The organism is Metasolibacillus sp. (assembly GCF_025291715.1).
Classification (GTDB): Bacteria; Bacillota; Bacilli; order Bacillales_A; family Planococcaceae; genus Metasolibacillus; species Metasolibacillus louembei.
On sequence record NZ_JAMBIZ010000043.1, the window covers coordinates 21655 to 28601 of the forward strand.

Here is a 6947-nt window from a genome sequence, read left to right on the forward strand (position 1 = left end):
GAAGGTAAAGATGATTTTACTCGGTTCATTAATCAATGCGTTGCTTATTGTAATTGGAGCGTTTATTGGAAGACTGTTTCACAATATTCCTGAAAAAATGAAGGAAACAGTAATGCTGATTATTGGTTTAGCTGTAGCTGTTCTCGGTATTCAAATGGGCTTTGCAAGCAGTAATTTTGTCATTGTCCTCGTTAGCCTAGTTATTGGTACGATGATTGGTGAGTGGATTGATTTAGAAAAGTGGTTTAATCGTTTTGGCAAATGGGTAGAATCGCTATTTGGTAAAAATAGTAATGGTACGATTGCGGAAGGTTTTGTCACAGCATCACTCATTTTTGTTATCGGTTCTATGGGTATATTAGGTGCACTTGATAGTGGGCTACGCAATGATCATAGTATTTTAATGACAAAAGGTATTATTGATGGCTTTATGGCGACGATTTTAGCTTCAACGTTAGGAATTGGTGTTATGTTATCTGCGGTACCTGTCTTTATTTATCAAGGGTTGATTGCTATTTGTGCCGGCGCAATTAGCAATTATATTCCACAGGAAGCACTTGATTTATTTATTCAGGAAATGACCGCAACAGGTGGCATTATGATTTTAGCAATTGGTTTAAATATTACGGGCTTAACGAAAATTCGAGTAGCCAATTTGCTTCCAGGTATTTTGTGTGTGATGTTGATTGTAGCGGGTATGTTTATTTTGCGTTAAATGACGCTGCCAAGCGAGCTGCAAAGAGCGAGCAATTTTTTCACTCATAGTATATGTTAAATGAAGACGAGTGTTTTGTAATACTTGTGCTTCCATAAAGCCTCCAATGTTGACGACACCTTTAATGGAAATGTCACCAATTGGGGGTAATTGTTTTTTTACAGCTTTTCCTGGGAATAATGGTCCATTTTCTACTATAATATTGCCGATGCGATTTTTCTCGCTTAAGCAGGCATCGATTGCGATGATAAATGGTGGCTCCTCCTGTGCCTGCAAGTCATTAAATGTATCCATTAAATTTAATGCGTGCAACGGCTCCTCCAGCGTTCCAATAACGTCAAAGGGGAATGCATAGATTTTTACTAGCTGACTACCAATCAAAGGACCAAGGGCATCACCTGTTGAACGATCTGTCCCAATACAACAAAAGACAAGTCGATTATGCTCAAAGGGGATCATTTGTAAAAAGATATCACTTAGTTTCCATACTGCGCTTGATGCTTCATAATGAATAGAATGGTTATCCATTTGTTTCACTCACTTTCTATGTTATATGTGTGAAGTATAATCAGTTTATGAGTTTGTTATACAAGGAGTGAAAAAATGCAATTAAATTATTTAACAGCAACAGTAGATTTACATGGAATGGCACGTATTACAAAAAAAGCTTGGGAGTACATCACAAGTGAGGCATTGTGGGATTATATTTTAGTCGCTTCTATAAAAGTGATTGTCATTATGGCAGCTTCCTACATTGCTGTTCGTGTTGGACAAAAGGTAATAGAGAAAGTATTCCTTGTACGTATGCGCTCACCAATTAATCATTCAGAGCGTCGCCAAAAAACAATATTAAAATTGCTGCAAAGTGTCTTATCTTATTTAGTGTACTTTTCAGCTATAATGGGGATTTTATCTGCGCTTGATATTCAAATTGCAGGTTTACTAGCAGGGGCAGGGATTGCAGGTTTAGCAATCGGCTTCGGTGCACAAAGCTTAGTAAAGGATGTCATCACTGGCTTCTTTATAATTTTTGAGGATCAATTTGGCGTAGGTGACTATATTCAAATTAGTGGAGCAGAGGGAACGGTTTTAGAAATTGGCTTGCGTACAACGAAAGTAAAGGGCAATGCAGGTGAGCAATTTATTATTCCAAATGGCTCGATTACAAATGTGAAAAACTATTCTATTAACCATTCGAAGTTTATGATTGATATGCAGCTCAATATAGATGCTGATATTGAAAAGGCAGAAAAGTTGATTACTGCTTATTTAGAGCAATTACCACAACAGCACCCAACATTGACAAACACACCTGTCTTTTTAGGCGTTCAAAATATAGCTGACGGTGAAGTAACAGTTCGCATTATTGCAGAAACGTTGCCATTAAAGCAATGGGAGATTGCTCGAACAATTCGTCAAGAGGTGAAGGAGCTTTTACAAAATAATGGAATAGCTACTGAATTCCCAAAAATGATGCTATATGACCGAGTAATGGGACGAGAAATTGAAGGGAGAGAATAAGGTTGGAAGGTAAAGTATTTGAATTAAATGATATTGTGGAAATGAAAAAGCAGCATCCATGTGGAACAAATGCATGGAAAATTATTCGCTTAGGTGCGGATATTCGCATTAAATGTGAGGGCTGTGGTCATAGTGTCATGATTCCTAGACGAGAATTCGAAAAAAAGATGAAAAAAGTAATTAAAAGGGTAAATGAACAATAATGCAGTTAGACTTTTAAACGCATTATCAATATAATAGAAAAGGCTATCAAAATAAAAACGAATTGACTATAGAAAGGTTGTGTCTTATATGGCATTAACAGCTGGCATCGTCGGTTTACCAAACGTAGGGAAATCTACATTGTTTAATGCGATTACAAAGGCTGGTGCACTTGCTGCGAACTACCCATTCGCAACAATCGATCCGAACGTAGGAATCGTAGAAGTACCAGATGCACGTTTAAATAAATTAACAGAATTAGTAGAACCGAAAAAAACTGTACCAACAGCATTCGAATTTACGGACATTGCAGGGATCGTAAAAGGTGCTTCCAAAGGTGAAGGGCTTGGTAATAAATTTTTAGCGCATATTCGCGAAGTAGATGCGATTTGCCAAGTAGTCCGCTGCTTTGAGGATGAGAACATCACACACGTATCAGGTACAGTAAATCCAATCGATGATATCGAAGTCATCAATTTAGAGCTAATTTTAGCTGACATGGAATCTGTAGAAAAACGCCTACAACGTGTTGCAAAAATGGCGAAGCAAAAAGATAAAGAGGCACTTATCGAGGAGCCTATTTTAGTGAAGGTGAAGGATGCGCTAGAAGCAGAAAAACCTGCACGTGCAGCGGACCTTTCAGAGGACGAGCTAAAGGTTATTAAAGGCCTTCATTTATTAACGATCAAGCCAATGCTATATGTGGCTAACGTATCTGAGGACGAAGTAGCAGATGCAGATAGCAATAAATATGTGCAAATGGTCCGCGAATTTGCCACAGCAGAAGGCGCACAGGTTATTACAATTTGTGCAAAAATTGAAGAGGAAATTTCAGGCTTTGAGGACGAAGAAAAAGCAATGTTTTTAGAGGAGCTAGGCATTCAAGAGTCAGGCTTAGACCAATTGATTCGCGCTTCCTATGACCTATTAGGACTTGCAACATACTTCACAGCTGGCGTACAAGAGGTACGTGCATGGACGTTCCGCAAAGGTATGAAAGCACCGCAATGCGCAGGTGTCATCCACTCTGACTTCGAGCGTGGCTTCATTCGTGCAGAAACAGTTGCCTACGACGATTTAGTACAATTTGGCTCAATGGCAGCAGCAAAAGAAGCAGGTAAAGTACGCCTAGAAGGTAAAGAATATATCGTGCAAGATGGCGATATTATGCTGTTTAGATTTAATGTTTAATTGAAAAGCAGTATGGGAAGTGGGATTTCACTTTTCATACTGCTTTTGCGTTTTTATTGAAAGTTCCTTAATTAGCGGATTGTTTTCTAACGGAAAACAAGGGGAAGCTTATTATCACCACTTATGAACTCAAATTTTAGAGGAAATTAATAATATTTAATGGAAATATAATCTTTATTATGTTATATTAGGTAATGTATTCTGCAATTCTAGTTTAAAAGTTACATTGTGGAAAATAAAAAGGAGAGTAGAAATGAAAATATTTAAAAATTTATCTGTAATAGTCATGACATTAGTTTTATTTTTAACAACCTTCTCTAGCATAGCGAGTGCTCAGCAAATCAATAATCAACAAGTAGAGGAATTAGCTAAAACATTAGAATTTGTTTTCGAAAAAGCTGCTATAACAGATGAATTCGGAAATATAATCGATATTGATATTGACATGATTGAGAAAGAATTTGGAGTATCTCCTGAAATCGAAATGTTAAAAGCAGAAAAAGAAGCATTCATAAAGCAAACTCAACCACAATGCCTTTCAGCATCTCCCGTTTCAACACTTACTGCTGAAAGAGGTGGTGATGCAGTAGACCGTTGTATAGAAGATAAAGTTAGAAATGGCTATGGTGAATTAGTAACAGGCGCAATCATTGGCGCAATTATCGATGATGTCCTGAGCAAAGATTTCTCATCAGCTGCAAAAAAGTTAATAAAAGCTGGATTTAGAGGGACTCCTATAGGAATAGTTGGTTCTTTAGCTGGTATGTTCTTTAGTTGTTTAAATTCTCATGGAAATGATCCTTGGCATAAATAATTTAAAAATAAAGAGTCGAATTCTCTTAAGAATTTGACTCTTTATTTTTCTTATCACTACTAAACAAATATCTTAAAAGAAGGCATACTATTAAAAATACTAGTGATTGTATAAAATTTTCTCCCCATAAAATATCTCCTGTCTTACGATAATCTAAAAAAATAAAAATAGTAAGTACAAGAATAAATATAGGAATTAAAATCAAGATTTTCTTCATTAAAAATACCCCCATAATCCCTAAATAAGATTTTTTTGGAATTTAAATCTATTATAACATAATTTAATATAAGTTCGTTTCCTGTAATAATAAATATAATAATTCTGCAATCACCAATTCCAACAAGCAATCAATACCCTTCTTCGTAAAAATTAACTTCAAATATATAAAACTTTGGCAACTGAGGGTCATCCTTTACAAGCACATCATCTGGAAATTTCCGTAGTTCCTTATACATCGCAAAATCCCCAACAGCACCAGCAATTAACAATGCCCCTGTAAGGACGAACGCAAAACTTTCGATATAAAAACCTAGAATTGTTGGAAAAACGCCTGTTGTCCAAAATGGTAATAGCAAAGCTTTCTTCATTGCACTGTTCGTTAGCGGTTTTACGGTTGTCGCATAGGCAATACCAAGCTTTAAATTGATACCATAATCGAGCTCCTTAAATTTTGCACCACCAAACATCATAAAGCCTATTAAATGAAAAGCTTCATGTAAAACGATGAAAATAATATACAGCACTGCTACCACTAGCATTGTTAAAAAGGAAAAATTAGTTTGTCCATACATGATTTTATAAACGATAGTAAAGGTAATTACTAAGATAATTGTTAGCCAAATATTTAGTTTGGCTATCTTTGGCATATTTAACTCAACTATTTTGGGTTGTTGCATTTTCAAAAAGAGAACCTCCTAAATATATTAATAAAATAGCGGAAATTTATCACTTTATATTTACGAAATTAAGAGAAATGAAACGTGAAAAAGGATTGCTTTTAGTTTAATATAAGAACATATATTCTTTTTTGTGAAATTGACTTAATTCAATTTTATCAAAAAGTAGAACACTAAAGTGAATTTTTAAATATATTGCATATACATCTAAAGCATGCTATAATTCACAGTTGTGAGTAATACAAGTTACTTACTCCTTGCTCCCTATTTTAGTAGGAGAGCCAAGTCCATAAGGAGGTGCAAAACGAAGATGAGAAAGTATGAATTAATGTACATCATTCGCCCGAACATTGAAGACGAAGCGAAGAAAGCTGTAGTAGAGCGTTTCAACGAAATCTTAACTTCAAACGGTGCTGAAATCGTTGAAGCAAAAGACTGGGGTAAACGCCGTCTAGCTTATGAAATCAACGACTTCCGCGAAGGTTTCTACCAAATCGTGAAAGTAAACGCTGGTACAGAAGCAATCAACGAATATACTCGTTTAGCTAACATTAGCGAAGACATTATCCGTCACATCGCTGTTCGCGAAGAAGAAAAATAATTTTTAACCATAATGCTGAAAAGGAGGCTGTATACCGATGATTAACCGTGTCGTACTCGTAGGAAGACTGACAAAAGATCCAGAGCTTCGCTATACGCCAAGTGGAGTTCCTATGGCTCGCTTTACAGTTGCTGTAAACCGAACATTTTCGAACCAACAAGGCGAGCGTGAAGCTGACTTCATAGGCTGTATTGCTTGGCGAAAACAAGCCGAAAATTTAGCGAACTTTATGCGTAAAGGAAGCTTAATTGGCGTTGAAGGACGCATTCAAACAGGTAGCTATGAAGGACAAGATGGAAAACGTGTGTATACAACAGATGTTGTAGCAGATGCAGTACAGTTCTTAGAACCACGTAGCGGTGGCGCGTCACAAGGTATGCAAAACCAACAACCATATGGTGGTAACAATTATGGCGGTGGACAACCAAGCTATAATAACCAAAATAACCAGCAATATGGCGGTGGTGCACCTGCGCAGGATCCATTCGATTCTTATCAGCAGCCACCACAAAATCAGCAAAATTATACACGTATGGATGAGGATCCATTTGCAAATAGCAAAGGCCCAATCGAAGTATCAGAGGACGATTTACCGTTCTAATACCTCACATCCACTAGAAAAATAAACTAAAGGAGGACAACGCTAATGGCAGGACAACGTCGCGGAGGCCGCAAACGCCGTAAAGTTTGTTACTTCACTGCAAATAACATTACGCACATCGACTACAAAGATGTAGATCTTTTAAAGAAATTCATCTCTGAGCGCGGTAAAATTTTACCACGTCGCGTAACTGGTACAAGTGCAAAGTATCAACGTAAATTAACTTCAGCTATCAAAGTATCTCGTATTATGGGATTACTTCCATTCGTAGCAGAAGATAAATAAGAATGTTAAAAGTACAACAATGGTTGCAAAACCTTTGTTGTACTTTTTTATGTGCGCCCAGCATGCGCATGAACTATAGGGTGCAAGTCCCGAACCCCGAAGACAGAAGTAGAGGTTAGCCA

The 6947-nt window shown here is 36.8% G+C and carries 11 protein-coding genes; 8 read left to right on the plus strand and 3 right to left on the minus strand.

Annotation, left to right across the window (positions count from 1 at the left end; translation table 11 throughout):
* The first annotated feature begins 10 nt into the window (after positions 1 to 10).
* Entirely contained in the window at positions 11 to 715 is a 705-nt protein-coding gene (locus M3Z76_RS18245) for a DUF554 domain-containing protein (RefSeq protein ID WP_293929556.1), read from the plus strand.
* Here M3Z76_RS18245 and yyaC read toward each other — a convergent pair.
* Complete coding sequence (gene yyaC / locus M3Z76_RS18250) at positions 632 to 1243, minus strand: spore protease YyaC (RefSeq protein WP_293929557.1); 612 nt, start codon at positions 1241 to 1243, stop codon at positions 632 to 634. The two genes, M3Z76_RS18245 and yyaC, sit on opposite strands and share 84 nt — an antisense overlap.
* A gap of 75 nt (positions 1244 to 1318) precedes the next feature.
* On the opposite strand from yyaC, the gene M3Z76_RS18255 reads away from it, so the two are divergent.
* From M3Z76_RS18255 to M3Z76_RS18270, 4 genes are all read left to right on the plus strand, one after another.
* The gene (locus tag M3Z76_RS18255; protein ID WP_293929558.1) at positions 1319 to 2236 is read left to right on the plus strand and encodes a mechanosensitive ion channel family protein; all 918 of its coding nucleotides are present in this window, start codon (positions 1319 to 1321) and stop codon (positions 2234 to 2236) included.
* Between the two features lie 2 nt (positions 2237 to 2238).
* Positions 2239 to 2439 (plus strand): DUF951 domain-containing protein, encoded by a 201-nt coding sequence (locus tag M3Z76_RS18260; RefSeq protein ID WP_293929559.1) that lies wholly within the window; start codon positions 2239 to 2241, stop codon positions 2437 to 2439.
* A gap of 88 nt (positions 2440 to 2527) precedes the next feature.
* Entirely contained in the window at positions 2528 to 3628 is a 1101-nt protein-coding gene (ychF, locus tag M3Z76_RS18265; RefSeq protein WP_293929560.1) for a redox-regulated ATPase YchF, read from the plus strand.
* A 253-nt stretch (positions 3629 to 3881) separates the two neighbouring features.
* On the plus strand, positions 3882 to 4442 hold the full coding sequence (locus tag M3Z76_RS18270) for a hypothetical protein (protein ID WP_293929561.1): 561 nt from the start codon (positions 3882 to 3884) through the stop codon (positions 4440 to 4442).
* 25 nt (positions 4443 to 4467) lie between these two features.
* Here the strand turns inward: M3Z76_RS18270 and M3Z76_RS18275 are convergent, their stop codons facing one another.
* A complete protein-coding gene (locus M3Z76_RS18275; RefSeq protein WP_293929562.1) occupies positions 4468 to 4659 on the minus strand; it encodes a hypothetical protein in 192 nt (63 codons plus the stop codon).
* 130 nt (positions 4660 to 4789) lie between these two features.
* Complete coding sequence (locus M3Z76_RS18280; RefSeq protein ID WP_293929565.1) at positions 4790 to 5338, minus strand: DUF3267 domain-containing protein; 549 nt, start codon at positions 5336 to 5338, stop codon at positions 4790 to 4792.
* Between the two features lie 310 nt (positions 5339 to 5648).
* Between M3Z76_RS18280 and rpsF the strand changes: the two genes are divergently transcribed.
* Genes rpsF through rpsR form a run of 3 tightly spaced genes read left to right on the plus strand, consistent with a single transcriptional unit; the run spans position 5649 to position 6825 of the window.
* Positions 5649 to 5939 carry a 30S ribosomal protein S6 gene (gene rpsF / locus M3Z76_RS18285; RefSeq protein ID WP_293929563.1) on the plus strand — a complete coding sequence of 97 codons (291 nt, stop codon included), beginning with the start codon at positions 5649 to 5651 and terminating at the stop codon, positions 5937 to 5939.
* 37 nt (positions 5940 to 5976) lie between these two features.
* Positions 5977 to 6540: a single-stranded DNA-binding protein gene (ssb, locus tag M3Z76_RS18290; protein WP_293929564.1), complete on the plus strand. Its 564-nt coding sequence runs from the start codon at positions 5977 to 5979 to the stop codon at positions 6538 to 6540.
* Positions 6541 to 6585: 45 nt separating this feature from the next.
* Positions 6586 to 6825, plus strand: coding sequence for a 30S ribosomal protein S18 (gene rpsR, locus M3Z76_RS18295; RefSeq protein WP_042478407.1), 240 nt, complete (start codon positions 6586 to 6588; stop codon positions 6823 to 6825).
* Positions 6826 to 6947 lie beyond the last annotated feature (122 nt).